The organism is Shinella sp. BE166, assembly GCF_051201095.1.
Lineage (GTDB): Bacteria > Pseudomonadota > Alphaproteobacteria > Rhizobiales > Rhizobiaceae > Shinella > Shinella lacus.
The window spans coordinates 11406-24012 of sequence record NZ_JBPEHL010000002.1; the positions used below are offsets into that span (position 1 = coordinate 11406).

General features: G+C 64.1%; 15 protein-coding genes. 9 read left to right on the forward strand and 6 right to left on the reverse strand.

Features of this window, described 5'->3' with window-relative positions; all coding sequences use genetic code 11:
• Positions 1–32: 32 nt before the first annotated feature.
• Together J2Y63_RS03965 and J2Y63_RS03970 are read right to left on the reverse strand one after the other, a co-directional pair.
• The gene (locus tag J2Y63_RS03965) at positions 33–2126 is read right to left on the reverse strand and encodes a S9 family peptidase (protein ID WP_435265050.1); all 2094 of its coding nucleotides are present in this window, start codon (positions 2124–2126) and stop codon (positions 33–35) included.
• An 86-nt stretch (positions 2127–2212) separates the two neighbouring features.
• Complete coding sequence (locus J2Y63_RS03970; protein WP_435265051.1) at positions 2213–3343, reverse strand: AI-2E family transporter; 1131 nt, start codon at positions 3341–3343, stop codon at positions 2213–2215.
• Positions 3344–3564: 221 nt separating this feature from the next.
• On the opposite strand from J2Y63_RS03970, the gene J2Y63_RS03975 reads away from it, so the two are divergent.
• A complete protein-coding gene (locus tag J2Y63_RS03975) occupies positions 3565–3918 on the forward strand; it encodes a DUF930 domain-containing protein (protein ID WP_435265507.1) in 354 nt (117 codons plus the stop codon).
• Here J2Y63_RS03975 and J2Y63_RS03980 read toward each other — a convergent pair.
• Together J2Y63_RS03980 and J2Y63_RS03985 are read right to left on the reverse strand one after the other, a co-directional pair.
• Positions 3909–4553 (reverse strand): glutathione S-transferase family protein, encoded by a 645-nt coding sequence (locus tag J2Y63_RS03980; RefSeq protein ID WP_435265052.1) that lies wholly within the window; start codon positions 4551–4553, stop codon positions 3909–3911. The two genes, J2Y63_RS03975 and J2Y63_RS03980, sit on opposite strands and share 10 nt — an antisense overlap.
• Positions 4554–4656: 103 nt before the next feature.
• The gene (locus J2Y63_RS03985; RefSeq protein ID WP_435265508.1) at positions 4657–5526 is read right to left on the reverse strand and encodes a VOC family protein; all 870 of its coding nucleotides are present in this window, start codon (positions 5524–5526) and stop codon (positions 4657–4659) included.
• A gap of 305 nt (positions 5527–5831) precedes the next feature.
• Between J2Y63_RS03985 and J2Y63_RS03990 the strand changes: the two genes are divergently transcribed.
• Both J2Y63_RS03990 and trhA read left to right on the forward strand, forming a co-directional pair.
• A complete protein-coding gene (locus J2Y63_RS03990) occupies positions 5832–6152 on the forward strand; it encodes a TraR/DksA family transcriptional regulator (RefSeq protein WP_256120912.1) in 321 nt (106 codons plus the stop codon).
• A 117-nt stretch (positions 6153–6269) separates the two neighbouring features.
• On the forward strand, positions 6270–6926 hold the full coding sequence (gene trhA / locus J2Y63_RS03995; protein ID WP_435265053.1) for a PAQR family membrane homeostasis protein TrhA: 657 nt from the start codon (positions 6270–6272) through the stop codon (positions 6924–6926).
• Here trhA and J2Y63_RS04000 read toward each other — a convergent pair whose 3' ends face one another.
• Positions 6927–7427 (reverse strand): hypothetical protein, encoded by a 501-nt coding sequence (locus J2Y63_RS04000; RefSeq protein WP_435265054.1) that lies wholly within the window; start codon positions 7425–7427, stop codon positions 6927–6929.
• Between the two features lie 129 nt (positions 7428–7556).
• Here J2Y63_RS04000 and J2Y63_RS04005 point away from each other — a divergent pair, with 129 nt between their 5' ends.
• The gene (locus J2Y63_RS04005; protein WP_256120811.1) at positions 7557–8060 is read left to right on the forward strand and encodes a GNAT family N-acetyltransferase; all 504 of its coding nucleotides are present in this window, start codon (positions 7557–7559) and stop codon (positions 8058–8060) included.
• Here the strand turns inward: J2Y63_RS04005 and msrB are convergent, their stop codons facing one another.
• On the reverse strand, positions 8061–8468 hold the full coding sequence (msrB, locus tag J2Y63_RS04010) for a peptide-methionine (R)-S-oxide reductase MsrB (protein WP_435265055.1): 408 nt from the start codon (positions 8466–8468) through the stop codon (positions 8061–8063).
• Between the two features lie 117 nt (positions 8469–8585).
• Here msrB and J2Y63_RS04015 point away from each other — a divergent pair, with 117 nt between their 5' ends.
• The 5 genes from J2Y63_RS04015 to J2Y63_RS04035 all read left to right on the forward strand — a co-directional run bounded on the left by J2Y63_RS04015 (position 8586) and on the right by J2Y63_RS04035 (position 12605).
• Positions 8586–8837 (forward strand): type II toxin-antitoxin system VapB family antitoxin, encoded by a 252-nt coding sequence (locus J2Y63_RS04015; RefSeq protein WP_435265056.1) that lies wholly within the window; start codon positions 8586–8588, stop codon positions 8835–8837.
• Positions 8834–9229 carry a type II toxin-antitoxin system VapC family toxin gene (locus J2Y63_RS04020; RefSeq protein WP_435265057.1) on the forward strand — a complete coding sequence of 132 codons (396 nt, stop codon included), beginning with the start codon at positions 8834–8836 and terminating at the stop codon, positions 9227–9229. The genes J2Y63_RS04015 and J2Y63_RS04020 overlap by 4 nt, the downstream gene beginning before the upstream one ends.
• Before the next feature lie 46 nt (positions 9230–9275).
• Complete coding sequence (locus J2Y63_RS04025; protein WP_435265058.1) at positions 9276–11600, forward strand: putative monovalent cation/H+ antiporter subunit A; 2325 nt, start codon at positions 9276–9278, stop codon at positions 11598–11600.
• Positions 11601–11808: 208 nt separating this feature from the next.
• Positions 11809–12228: a Na(+)/H(+) antiporter subunit B gene (locus J2Y63_RS04030; protein ID WP_435265059.1), complete on the forward strand. Its 420-nt coding sequence runs from the start codon at positions 11809–11811 to the stop codon at positions 12226–12228.
• On the forward strand, positions 12228–12605 hold the full coding sequence (locus J2Y63_RS04035) for a Na+/H+ antiporter subunit C (protein WP_256120816.1): 378 nt from the start codon (positions 12228–12230) through the stop codon (positions 12603–12605). The genes J2Y63_RS04030 and J2Y63_RS04035 overlap by 1 nt, the downstream gene beginning before the upstream one ends.
• Positions 12606–12607 lie beyond the last annotated feature (2 nt).

Genomic DNA, 12607 nt, shown 5'->3' on the forward strand with positions numbered 1-12607 from the left:
GGAGGGACTGGTCCCTCCCGCGATGCCAAATCCTACATTTTCCCCGCAACCTTGATCGCAAACGCGTATTCGAACGCGATCTCCTCCAGCCGCTGGAACCGCCCTGACGCGCCGCCGTGGCCGGCGCCCATGTTGGTCTTGAGGAGGATGGGTTCGCTGCCGGTCGTCTTTTCGCGCAACTTGGCGACCCACTTGGTGGGCTCCCAATAGGTGACGCGGGGGTCGGTGAGGCCGGAGAGCGCGAGGATGGCGGGGTAGGGTTTCGCCTCGACATTGTCGTAGGGCGAGTAGCTGGACATCAGCTGGTAGAAATCCTTGCTGTCGATCGGGTTGCCCCACTCAGGCCATTCCGGCGGCGTCAGCGGCAGGGTGTCGTCGAGCATGGTGTTGAGCACGTCGACGAAGGGCACGGCGGCGATGATGCCGCCGAATTTCTCCGGCGCCATGTTGGCGATGGCCCCCATCAGCATGCCGCCGGCCGAGCCGCCCTCAGCGACGGTCTTCGCGTAGGACGTGAACTTCTCTTGATTCAGATAGTCGGCAGCGGCGATGAAGTCCTTGAACGTATTGGTCTTCCTGTCCATCTTGCCGTTTTCGTACCAGGCGAAACCCTTGTCCTTGCCGCCGCGGATATGGGCGATGGCATAGACGAAGCCGCGGTCGACCAGCGACAGGCAATTGGTGTTGAAGGACGCCGGGATGGTGATGCCGTAGGCGCCGTAGCCATAGAGCAGGCAGGGCGCGGAGCCGTCGAGCGGCGTATCCTTGCGGTAGAGCAGGGTGACGGGCACCTGCTCGCCGTCGAAGGCGGGGGCGAAGACGCGGCGCGTGACATAGTCGTCCGGGTTGTGGCCGGAGGGCACTTCCTGGGTCTTCAGCAGCGTGCGCTCGCGCGTCGCCATGTTGTAGTCGAAGAGCTGCGAGGGCGTCGTCATCGAGGAATAGGAGAAGCGGATGACGTCCGTGTCATATTCCGCAGCGCCCGAGAGGCCGAGCGAATAGGCTTCCTCCGCAAAGGCGATGGCGTGTTCCTCGCCGGTCTTACGGTCGCGCACGACGATGCGCGGCAGGCCTTCGTGACGCTCCAGCCAGATGAGGTGGCGGGCATAGGCCATGTGGTTGAGGATCAGCGTGCCGGCGCGATGCGGCACGACCTCGCTCCAGTTCTCGCGGCCCGGCGCCGTCACCGGCGTCTGCATGATCTTGAAGTCCTTGGCGCCGTCGGCATTGGTCAGGATGTAGAAGACGTCACCGCCCTCCGTCATCGAATATTCGAGCCCGGTCTGGCGCGGCGTCACGATGACGGGCGTCGCGAGCAGATCCTTGGTCGAGAGCAGGCGGTATTCGCTCGTCTCGTGATCGTGGATGTCGATATAGATGTAATCGTCGATCAGCGAGCCGCCGACCGACATGAAGAAGCCTGCATCCTTCTCCTCGTAGACCAGCCGGTCGTTCTCCTGGCGCTCGCCGAGGATGTGGTGGAAGATTTTCGACGGGCGGTGGTTTTCGTCGAGGGCGGTGTAGAAGAAGCTCTTTGCATCCGGCGCCCAGACGCCGTCGCCGCCGGTATTGTCGAGCGTGTCGGAACGGTCCTCGCCGGTCGCAAGATCGCGCACGCGCAGCGTGAAATATTCCGAGCCCTTGTCGTCATAACCCCAGATGCCGAGTGAATGGTCGGTCGAATGGCTGATGCCGGCAAGCCGGAAATAGTCCTTGCCGGAGGCCTCCTTGTCGCCGTCGAGCAGGAGCTTGCGGTCGCCGCCCTCGCGCGGTTCGCGGAAGTAGCGCGGCTGCTCGCCGCCGGTGACATAGGACGTGCCATAGGCAAAGGGACCGTCCTTCATCGGCACGGAACTGTCGTCCTCCTTGATGCGGCCGCGCATCTCGGCAAACAGCACCTTTTGCAGCGCTTCCGTGTCGGCCATCGCCGCCGTCATATAGGCGTTCTCCGCCTCCAGATGGGTGCGGATTTCCGGCTGGAGGATCGAGGGATCCTTGAACATCGCCTGCCAGTTCTCGTCGCGGAACCAGGCATAATCGTCGGTGCGGGTGATGCCGTGACGGGTGTCGGAGAGCGGCTTCTTGGCGGCGACGGGGGCGGCGGGCAGGTTTTGGAAGACGGACAAGTTTTCACTCCGGCAAATCGCTAGGCGGGACCAAACAGATAGAGACCCCCGGCGCCGGCATCAATGCGGGTGGCGGAACTTTCTGGTCAACCCGGCAGGTTGCGCTTGTTGGCCTTGCGCTTGGCGGGGCGCAGTTCGTCGGCGATGGTCATGCCGATGATCGACAGCGGCAGTGCCAGCATGGCGCCGGCGGCACCCCACATCCAGGTCCAGAAGATGATGGCGGTGAAGATGATGAAGGCGTTGACCTCCAGCCGCTTGCCCATCACCGCCGGCATGACGAGGTTTTCCATGGCAAGGTGCACGAGGAAGAAGGCGAGCGCCGGCATCAGGCCCATCATCAGCGTCTCGTGCGTCAGCACGCCGGCCGTGGCGAGCGCGATGGTCATCAGCGTCACGCCGAGGAAGGGCACGAAGGACGAGAGGAAGGCGAAGAGCCCCCAGAGCGCCGGCATGGCAAGCCCGCCGCCCCAGGTGATGAGGGCGGTGACGACGCCGAGGGCGCCGTAGACCAGGGCGGCGGTCGCGAAGTAATAGCCGAGCGCACTGTCGATGGCGTTCATGATGCGGATGGTGGTGAGCCGCTGGCCGCGGCGCGGGAAGGCCATGATGATCATCTGCCGGAGCTTCAACCGTGCCGAGAGGAAGAGCACGAGGGCGGCAAAGAAAATCATGCCCTGAAGGAGGGCGGGGGTGAGGCTTGAGGACAGGATGCCGAGAATGCTGCCGGTGTTTTCCAGCACCTTCTCCATCGTAATGCCGCTGCTCTGGAACGTCTCCTGGCTGATGTTCAGCCAGCCGAGGCGCGAGAACAGCGGCGTGATGCGATCATAGGCGCCGCGCACCAGATCCGGCGCATTGGCAGCGAGCTGGGTGATCGGCTCGGCAAGCAGGCCGGCGAGGAAGAACAGGCCGAGCCCGAACAGGCCGGCGAGCAGCAGCGCCGTCGGCAGCGGCGGGATGCCGAACTCGTTCAACTTCTCGGCGGCGACGCCGAAGATGAGACCAGTCACCACTGCAAGACAAAGCGGAATGAGGATCGGCGCCATCAGATAGACGACGGCCATCGCCATGATCGCGAAGATGCCGATCGCCGCCCATGCGGCGGCAATGTCGAGGCCGTAACGGCGCGGGGCGTCTTCCCGAAGGTTCTTTTCGAGATCGATGCTGCCCCGCAAGAGCCGCCGTTCAGCCGGTTTTCCTAGAATTTCGTGCATGGTGCGTTCCCCGATCCGCGCCTGAAACGCCCGGGCAAGGTGGAAGTTCCATAAGAGGTCGCTTGAAACCGCTGGTGGGTTGTCATGTGTCGTGAAATGGCCATATTGCCCGCCGACCCCGAATTGAAGCGTCGCGAATGACGAGACCAAGAGGAGGCAGACAGGTGAAACGGCAGGCAATCGGGCTTCAAATCGCCCTTTGCACCCTGGTTTTTGCGCCGATGGCGGCATCGCCGGCTTTGGCGATCGATGCCCGGCTGCGCAGCCAGCTCGAAAAGCTGACGCCGGAAGAGCGGCTGGAACAGCGCTGCGACATGGAGGCGATGGACCAGATCGGCGACGGGAAGGGCGGCTTTCGCCCGGACAAGGTGATCGCTTACGCGTTCGGCGACCCGAAGCTCGACGGCACCACCATCAAGACGCGCGGCGCGGTGTTCCGCAGCAAGGGTGAGTGGTATCGGCTGTCCTACAAATGCGAGGCGAGCGCCGACCGGCTGGAGGTCCACGCCTTCAAGTACAAGGTCGGCAACGTGGTGCCGCACGAGGACTGGGCGGCGCATTATCTCTACGACTGAGGGTCGGCCTGCGCGAAATGCGCCATCTGGCCGTCATGGGCGCGCTTGAAGGCAGGGCGCGCGCAGATCCGCTCGACATAGGCTCGTAGCGCCGGGAATTCACCGGCCGCCTTGACCTTGGGCACGCGAAGCACGTCCGCCATCAGCAGATCGGCGACGGTAAACCGGCCGGCAGCAAGCCATTCGCGCTCCGCCAGCACCGCCTCCAGATGGGTCAGGCGCTGGAGCACCCAGCCTTCGAGCGGGTTGTCCGCGACCTTGGACAGGCCGATGAACCACCAGGGCACCGTCACCATCTCGATGGAATTGAGCGCGGCAATCGTCCATTCCAGCGTTTCCGCCTCGCCCTTGGGGTCGCGCGGCATAAGCGTTTCGCTTTTTCGGGCGAGATAGAGAAGACAGGCGCCGCTTTCGAACACATCGATATCGCCGTCCTCCAGAAACGGCACCTGGCCAAAGGGCTGGCGGGCAAAATGCTCCGCGCCGCGGTGGTGAAACGAGACGGAGCGGACGTCATAATCCAGCCCCGCTTCTTCGCAGGCCCAGCGCAGCCGGAGGTCGCGGACATAACCACGCGGACCGGATTGGCCGCCCGGCACCCAGTCATATGTCCAGATCGTCAATGGCTCGGTCATGCTGCCTCTCTCTGGCTTACGCCCAAAATCGACGAAAACGGCGTTTCAAGCAAAACACCGTTTTCACCCATCTGGTTCCGGAAAGGCAAGGCTATGCTGTCGTTCAGGCCGAGAGCTTGAGGCCGATGCCCCAGGGATCGACGAGCGAGACCGTATCGCCGGAGCGCGTGGTGGCGATCGCCAGGTCGTCGAGCTTCTTTAGGGCACCGGCCAGTTTCGCCGGCTCGTTGAAGCGGATCGTGTAGTCGGCAAGGCCGGTCATGCCCGCCTGGCGCTTCGGCTGGCCGCTCGAATTCCAGACATTCGCCGCGACGTGATGGTGGTACTTGCCGGTGGCGAAGAAGCTCGCCCCCGGATAGGTCGTCATGATGTCGAGGCCGAGCACGTCGTGGAAGAAGGCGTTGGCTTCTGGGATGTTTGAGACCTGGAGGTGGATATGGCCGATCACCGTGCCGTTTTCCTGGCCCGTCCAGCCATCCTTCGGCGCCTCGTCGTAGAGCGCCTGCAAATCGAGCCGGTGCGTCGCCATCTTCACCGTGCCGTCGGCAATGTAGGTCCATTCGGTGCGGTCGCGGTCGCGATAAATCTCGATGCCGTTGCCTTCGGGATCGTCGAGATAGATCGCCTCGCTGACGAGGTGGTCCGAGGCGCCGGTGAGCGGCACGTTGTTTTGCGCGGCATGCGCCAGCCAACGGCCGAGCTCCTTGCGGTTCGGCACGAGAAAGGCGGTGTGGAAGAGGCCCGGCGCATTGCGCGGCGCGCGGGCGGCATTGCTGCCGGTCGTCAGCGTCAGGAGCGGCCGGCCGGCAACGCCGAGCGTTTCGCCCGAGGCGGATGTTTCGAGAACCGTCAGGCCCATCGCCTGCTGGTAGAAGGCCGACACCATCGGCAGGTCGATGACCGTCAGGTGCGAATGGTCGACGAAGGCCGGCATGGCGACGGCGTGGTTCGGCTGGGTGGTGGTGTCGGTCATGGTGGCGGTCTCCGCGCGAATGGGGCCGGCCTTGCTTGCGGCGATGCCCGCGGCGGCAGCGCCGAGGAATGTCCGTCTGTCGAGGTCCGTCATGGTCTGTTTCCCGTTTCGGTTTCCCCTGGAAACCGTTCTGTTGGAGCGGACTATGACGGAAGGACGCCGTTCACGAAAGCTGGCGGTTCGGCGATTTACTGTCAACATGGTGTTGACGATGGTGTTCGGGGAACTTGATTCCGATCAATGCCGTTTCCCCGGCGCGATGCCAATTTCGGCACCTGTTGAAACCAAGGGAGACCGGTATCGTGATGGACCTGGCGCAGTACAAGGACATTCTTCTCACCCGCAAGCGCGAGCTCCAGGGCCGGCTCGACAGGATCGAGAAGGACCTCGACACGCTGAAGAGCGGTGACAGCGCCGACCGCGCCATCGAACGCGAGAACGACGAGGTGCTGGAGGAATTCGGCACGAACGGCCTCAGGGAGATCGGGGCGATCGACGCGGCGCTCGACCGCTTTGCCGCCGGCACGTTCGGCACCTGCGCCAAATGCGGCGCGCCGATTTCGCCCGCGCGCCTGGCGGCGGTGCCGCATGCGGCGCTGTGCGAGGCCTGCATCGCCGAGCGGTGAAAAGGGCCTCTCCGTCACGCGGCAAAGTCACGCGGCAAATTTTTGTGATCCGCAGGCGCTTGCCCGTCCGTGCCAAACCCGCCACCATGGCGGAGGATGAATGCAGGACCAGCCGCAGTGGAAATCAAGGGCGTCAAGTGGAACTATGACCGGTACGAGGTGATCGCCGACGGCATCGTGCATGGTGTCGGCGTGGTCTTCGCGCTGATCGGCGTGACGGCCCTGATCTTCTATGCGACCGTCTGGGCGTCCAGCGGGCAACTTGCAGCAGCCTGGGTCTATGGCGTGGGCCTCGTGCTGGCGCTCGCCACCTCCTTCGCCTACAATCTCTGGCCGGTCTCGAAGGTGAAATGGCACCTGCGCCGCTTCGATCATTCGGCGATCTTCGTGCTGATCGCCGCCACCTATACGCCCTTCCTCCAGCGCGGCATCGACGAACCTTTCCTCGCCGGCATGCTGGTCTTCATGTGGGTGATGGCGGTGGCGGGCGTGGTGCTGAAATTCTTCTTTCCCGGCCGCTACGACCGGCTGGCGATCCTCATCTATCTCGGCATGGGCTGGAGCGGCGTCTTCGCCGCCGGTCCGCTCACGACGCACCTCTCCGCCGCCACGCTGATCCTGATCGTCGTCGGCGGCGTGCTCTATTCGGTCGGCGTCGTCTTCCACGTCTGGGAGAAGCTGCGCTTCCAGAACGCCATCTGGCACGGCTTCGTCGTGGCCGCTGCCGCCGTGCACTATTCGGCCGTCGTCACCAGCGTCGTCTCCGGCATCTGATCACTGCGCCGCGGGGGCCGCCCCTTGCGCATTGGTGCAGCCTTCCGCCGGATGCAGCGATTTCACCAGCCGGCCGACGAGGGGCGAAATCTCCGCCTTCATCGACTGCGGATAGTCCAGCACGAAGGTGGCGACCGCGTCGTCGCACAGCGCGATGACCCGGTGGTAGAGGATGGAATCGACCAGCGTGCCGGACAGGCTTGCCCAGCCGGCCGTCTGCCGGTCGTAGCTGATGTCCCAGCCCTCCTGCTGGTAGGTGGTGCGCCGGTCGGCGACCTCCTCCTCGAAGGGGCCGGCCGTCAGGTAATGCGCCCAGACGCGCAGCTCCGCCGCGCCATTCTTGTAGGTCCGCCCATCGCCATTGTCGGCCTCCTGGACAAGGGTGAAGCCCGGCGGGATTTCGACCGCGAAGCCATAGCGTGCATTGACATAGGGCTGCCATTCCGCGGCAAGGGCGGAGGCGGGAAGGAGCAGAAGGAAGAGAAAGAGGAAGCGTTGCACGTTCGATTACTCGCTGTGGACGTGATAAGCATAACGGACAAAGGCGGGCGTTTCATCGCCGAGCCGGCAATCAGGCTGGACAGGTTTCCCGCTCCTCCTGTAAGCCATGCAGGCAAAGCCGGGGGGACTATGGACATTACGATACGCGACGCCGCGGAGGCTGACCTCCCCGGCATTCTGGATATCTACAACGATGCCGTCGCCAACACCACGGCGATCTGGAACGAGGCCGAGGTCGACCTCGCCAATCGCAAGGCGTGGTTTGCCGCGCGGCGCGAGCAGGGCTTCCCGATCCTCGTCGCCGTGCGCGGCCGGCAGGTCGTCGGCTACGCCTCCTACGGCGACTGGCGCGCCTTCGACGGCTTCCGCCACACGGTCGAACATTCCGTCTATGTGCGCGGCGACGCACGCGGCACGGGCACCGGAAAACGTCTGATGAAGGCGCTGGTCGACCGGGCGAGCTTCAACGGCATCCATGTCATGGTGGGATGTATCGAGGCGGAGAACGCCGCCTCGATCAAACTGCACGAAAAGCTCGGTTTCCGCACCGTCGGGCGCTTCAGCGAGGTCGGCATCAAGTTCGGCCGCTGGCTGGACCTGACCTGTATGGAACTGAAAGTCCCCAAGCGTTGATCAGTCGGGATCGAAGCTGAGCGCCACGCCGTTCATGCAATAGCGCAGCCCTGTCGGCGGCGGACCGTCGGGGAAGACGTGGCCGAGATGGGCGTCGCAATCCGTGCAGCGGATTTCCGTGCGCGTCATGCCATAGGAATGGTCTGAATGGTCGCTGACCGCGCCGGGCTCGATCGGCTGGTAGAAGCTCGGCCAGCCGGTGCCGGAATTGTATTTCGTTTCCGACCGGTAGAGCGCCCTGTTGCAGCAGATGCAGCGATAGGTGCCCTTCTTCGACAGGTCGAAATCGGGGCTGGAAAAGGCCCGCTCCGTGCCATGTTCGCGCGTGATGCGGAACTGTTCCGGCGTCAGGATCTGCCGCCACTCTTCCTTCGTCTTGTTGACCTTCAATGTCGTCGTGTCGCTCATGGCGTCCTCCTGTTGCCCCATAGATAGGACGCGAATTGCGGCAAGACAATTGGGGACGCCACTTGAGTCAGATCGGCTTTCCTCCTATCCTCCTTTTCAAAAGGAATGGAGGAAAATATGCCTTTGAATATCAAGGACGAGGAGGCGCATGCACTCGCCCGCAAGCTCGCCGAAGCGACGGGTGAAAGCCTGACACAGGCGGTCAAGACCTCCCTTGAGGAACGGTTGGCGCGTGTGCGCCATCTCAACCTCCCGCGGCTGGCCGACCAGCTCGACCGAATCGCGCTCGACTGCGCAAGCCTGCCGTTGCTCGACCGGCGCACGCCGGACGAAATCCTGGGCTACGATGAAAGCGGCCTGCCGCGATGATCGTTCTGGATACCTCGGCGCTGGTCGCCATCCTGAACGACGAACCGGAGCGGCGGGCCTTCAACGAGGCGATCGAGAGCGCATCCGCCCGCATCATGAGCGCCGCAACGCTGCTCGAAGCCAAAATGGTGCTGTTCGCCCGCTATGGCGCCAGCGGTGCCAATGCACTCGACGCCTTCCTGCTGCGCGCCGGCGTGCGCATCGAGCCGGTCACGGCGCAACAGGCTGAGCTTGCCTTCGATGCGTTTCGGCGCTTCGGTCGCGGCACCGGCCATGCCGCGCACCTGAACTATGGTGATTGCTTTTCCTATGCGTTGGCGCGTGAAAACGCCGCGCCCTTGCTGTTCAAGGGTGGTGATTTCGGCCATACCGACGTAGAAACGGCGCTGTGACATATTTTGATAACGACGGGCGAAGCCCGCGCAGGAAGGACGGGGGATGACACCAGACACGATGGGCCTGACCTTCTTTGCCTTCTGTCTGCCGTTTCTCGGCGCGCTCGTCGCGCCGGCCCTGACAAGGGTGCTCGGCCACAATGCCGCCTGGCCGCTGGCGCTCATCCCGCTCGCCATATTCTTCCATTTCCTCGGCTTCAATGTGGAGGTCGCGCGCGGAGAGGTGGTGACCGGCGGTTATGCCTGGGTGCCGGCCTACAATGTCAGCTTCTCCTGGCTGATCGACGGCCTGTCGCTCGCCTTCCTGCTGTTGATCTCCGGCATCGGCACGCTGATCGTGCTCTATTCCGGCGGTTATCTGAAGGGCCATAGACACCAGGGCCGGTTCTTCTCCTTCATCTTGATGTTCATGGGCTCGATGCTCGGCCTCGTCGCCTCCGACAGCTTCCTGATGCTCTTCATCTTCTGGGAGCTGACCTCGATCACCTCCTTCCTGCTGATCGGCTTCGATCATGCGCGCGAGGCCTCGCGCCGCGCCGCCTTGCAGGCGCTGATCGTGACGGGCGGCGGCGGGCTGTTCCTGCTGGCGGGGCTGCTGCTCATCTGGAACGTCACCGATGTGACGCAGCTCTCGCTGCTGATGTCCTTCGGCGCTGAGGTGCGGGCGAGCCCGTTCTACCTGTCGATCCTGTTCCTCATTCTTGGAGGCGCCTTCACGAAGTCGGCGCAGTTCCCGTTCCATTTCTGGCTGCCGAACGCCATGGAGGCGCCGACCCCGGTCTCCGCCTACCTGCATTCCGCCACCATGGTGAAGGCCGGCGTCTATCTCCTGATGCGGCTCAATCCCGTCATGGGCGATACCGCCGCCTGGGAGACGATCCTGCCGGCTTTCGGCGGGCTCACCCTGCTGGTCGGCGCCGTGCTCGCCATCCGCCAGACAGACCTCAAGCTGATGCTCGCCTATACGACGGTCGCCTCGCTCGGCCTGCTGGTCATGCTGACCGGTTTCGGCTCTGAGCATGCGGTGGCCGCTGCCGCGCTCTATCTTGTGGCGCATTCGCTGTTCAAGGGCGCTCTCTTCATGGTCGCCGGCCTGGTCGACCACGAGACCGGCACGCGCGACATCACCAAGCTCGGCGGTCTGCGACGCGCCATGCCCGTCACCTTCCTTGCGGCCGTGCTGGCAGCGCTCTCGATGGGCGGCCTGCCACCGTTCTTCGGCTTCCTCGCCAAGGAGGAAGTCTATGCCGCGCTCGCCGGCGGCAATATCCGGGCGATCGCCTACACGGCCGCCGCCATCATCGGCAACGGCCTGATGTTCGCCATCGCCTTCGCGGTGGCGCTGAAACCATTCCTCGGGCCGCCCGTCGAGACGCCGAAACACGCCCATGAGGGACCGGTGCTGCTATGGATCGGCCCGATGCTGCTGGCGGTCAAAGGGCTGGTCATCGGCCTCTTCTCGGCCACCACCCATGTGCTGCTGACCTCGCCGCTTGCCTCCGCCATCGCCGGCAAGCCAGAGACGATCACGATCTCCGCCATGCCGCATTTCGGCGTGGCCTTCGTGCTGTCGCTCGCCACTATCGCGGTCGGTGTCCTGGTCTTCCTCTCGTTGGACAAGGTGCGAACGGCGGTGGACGGGCTCGTCGAGGATATCGGCTGGGGGCCGGACAAAGGCTTCGACCAGGCGATGCGCGGCCTCGTGCGCCTGTCGTCCGCCGTCAGCCGCCTGACCCAGCCTGGGCTCATGGAAATCTACATGACGGCGACCTTCATCGTCATCGCGCTCGCACTGCTCGTGCCGCCGTTCGTCTATGGCGAATGGCCGCGCCTGCCGGTCTGGCCGGCCAATGTCCCCTTCCATGAACTGGCCGTCATGGTGCTCGCGGTCGTCGGCATCGGCGCGGTGCTGGCGGCGGAAAACCGCCTGACGGCCATCGTCGCGCTCGGCATCCAGGGCTTTTGCGTCGCCGTGCTCTTCCTGCTCTTCGGCGCGCCGGACCTCGCCTTCACCCAGTTCATGATCGAGACACTGTCGGTCGTCATCCTCGCGCTGGTCATGACCCGGTTGAAGCTGACGCCGCGCGACCACCGGCCGCTCCGCGAAAAAATCCCGGATGCCGTGATCGCCATCGCCTGCGGCCTCGGCTTCTCGCTCTATCTTTTGAAGGTCACGCAGGGTCGTTTCGACACCGCGCTCACCGATTTCTTCAACCTCTATTCCAAGACGATCGCGCACGGTGCCAATGTGGTGAACGTCATCATCGTCGATTTCCGCGGCACGGATACGCTGGGCGAGATCGCTGTCGTGATGGTGACGGGGCTGGCGATCCTTTCGATCGTGCGCATTCGCAAAGGGAGGGCATGATGTTGGGAGAGTGTGGCCACCCCCCTCTGGCCTGCTGGCCATCTCCCCCTCAAGGGGGGAGATCGGCAAGCGGAACGGACATTGCTCCTATCCAAACGCTTGTGCTTGGCGGGACGGCGCTCCATCGATCTCCCCCCTTGAGGGGGAGATGGCCGGCAGGCCAGAGGGGGGTATACAGCCCTTCGGCGCCCATTGCGGAGCGATGCCCATGAACACCCTCATCTTCCGCACCGTCGCCCCCTTCCTCACCGCCCTCATGGTGCTCTTCTCGCTCTTCGTGCTCTTGCGCGGTCACAACGAGCCGGGCGGCGGCTTCATTGGCGGGCTGATCGCGGTGTCGGCCTTCGCGATCTACGGCATCGCCAACGGTGTCGCGGCGGTGCGCCAGGCGCTGTGGTTCCATCCGATGGCGATTGCGGCCTTCGGGCTGTTCATCGCCTGCATCGCCGGCCTGCTGTCCTTCGTCTTCGCCGTGCCCTTCATGACCGGGCTTTGGGTCTATCCGACGATCCTCGGCGTCGAGATCCCGCTGTCCAGCGTCATGCTATTCGATGCCGGTGTTTACCTCGTCGTGGTCGGCTCGATCACCTCGATCGCGCTGGCGCTTGAAGCGGAGGATGGTGTCTGATGGAGCTCCTGTTCGTCATCCTGATCGGCCTGTTCTTCGCCGCCGCGGTCTATCTGATGCTGTCGAAATTCCTGGTGCGCGTGCTGCTCGGCGTCGTGCTGCTCGGCAATGCCGTCAACCTCTCGCTCTTCACCAATGGCCGTATCCTGCGCGACGTGCCGCCGATCATTCCGGCTGGCCACGACGTGCCGGCGACGCTCACCGCCAATCCGCTGCCGCAGGCGCTCATCCTGACGGCGATCGTCATTTCATTCTCCTTCTTCGCTTTCCTGCTGGTGCTCGTCTACCGCGCCTATCAGGATCTCGGCACGGACAACGCCAACGAGATGCGTGTCGCCGAGCCGGAAAACGATCCCCTCCCGCCTGCCGGCTACTGACA

Excerpts from the sequence above, each read along its gene's own strand:
- J2Y63_RS03980 (WP_435265052.1), bottom strand. The coding sequence starts at position 4,553 with ATGACCGAGCCATTGACGATCTGGACATATGACTGGGTGCCGGGCGGC.
- J2Y63_RS04025 (WP_435265058.1), top strand. The coding sequence starts at position 9,276 with ATGACACCAGACACGATGGGCCTGACCTTCTTTGCCTTCTGTCTGCCG.
- J2Y63_RS03990 (WP_256120912.1), top strand. The coding sequence starts at position 5,832 with ATGGACCTGGCGCAGTACAAGGACATTCTTCTCACCCGCAAGCGCGAG.
- J2Y63_RS04035 (WP_256120816.1), top strand. The coding sequence starts at position 12,228 with ATGGAGCTCCTGTTCGTCATCCTGATCGGCCTGTTCTTCGCCGCCGCG.
- J2Y63_RS03970 (WP_435265051.1), bottom strand. The coding sequence starts at position 3,343 with ATGCACGAAATTCTAGGAAAACCGGCTGAACGGCGGCTCTTGCGGGGC.
- msrB (WP_435265055.1), bottom strand. The coding sequence starts at position 8,468 with ATGAGCGACACGACGACATTGAAGGTCAACAAGACGAAGGAAGAGTGG.
- J2Y63_RS03975 (WP_435265507.1), top strand. The coding sequence starts at position 3,565 with ATGGCGGCATCGCCGGCTTTGGCGATCGATGCCCGGCTGCGCAGCCAG.
- J2Y63_RS04030 (WP_435265059.1), top strand. The coding sequence starts at position 11,809 with ATGAACACCCTCATCTTCCGCACCGTCGCCCCCTTCCTCACCGCCCTC.
- J2Y63_RS04020 (WP_435265057.1), top strand. The coding sequence starts at position 8,834 with ATGATCGTTCTGGATACCTCGGCGCTGGTCGCCATCCTGAACGACGAA.
- J2Y63_RS04015 (WP_435265056.1), top strand. The coding sequence starts at position 8,586 with ATGCCTTTGAATATCAAGGACGAGGAGGCGCATGCACTCGCCCGCAAG.
- J2Y63_RS03985 (WP_435265508.1), bottom strand. The coding sequence starts at position 5,526 with ATGACCGACACCACCACCCAGCCGAACCACGCCGTCGCCATGCCGGCC.
- J2Y63_RS04005 (WP_256120811.1), top strand. The coding sequence starts at position 7,557 with ATGGACATTACGATACGCGACGCCGCGGAGGCTGACCTCCCCGGCATT.